Genomic DNA, 461 nt, shown 5'->3' with positions numbered 1-461 from the left:
CGCGCAGAAAACCCATCATGTCAAAGCGCATTCCTTCTGCAGTTAACCAGCGCAATCCTCGCCAGTGAACCCGGACGATATAATCAGCTTCTCCAAAAGCAAGTGAGCGGATACATTCGGGACGCGAACCGAATCCCCGGTCAGCAATGCGTATCTCGTCTGCCGTTTGCGCAAATCGGTCCAGCCGTTCAGCGTCTCTGCTGTCGGTTAGCTCAAAATCAGTGAACTGACAGGTATGAGGATCATATCCCATATGTAGTCGCCATTCAGCGCTGCCGCCCCCGGGCGCACTGATTGCTGTTCCATCGACAAGACGCAATCTCTTTCCGCTTGTACAACCCGTAACTGCGGCGCGTACAGCAAGTGTTTGTGCGGCAAGTATGCCAAACCAGTCGGCGGCATTCCGCAGCCGCTTCAGGAGAGCCACGTCAGATAATGTTGCAACGTCATGGAGCTGAGCC

At 54.7% G+C, this 461-nt stretch carries 1 pseudogene; it reads right to left on the bottom strand.

The annotated features are described in order from the left end of the window. Positions 1-461, bottom strand: a pseudogene (locus AC0L3J_RS37430) (IS4-like element IS421 family transposase); the annotation flags it as partial.

Source organism: Bradyrhizobium sp. Kon37 (assembly GCF_055807535.1).
Note: the sequence above shows the minus strand (reverse complement) of the source record. Positions and strands in the feature narration are given on the sequence as shown.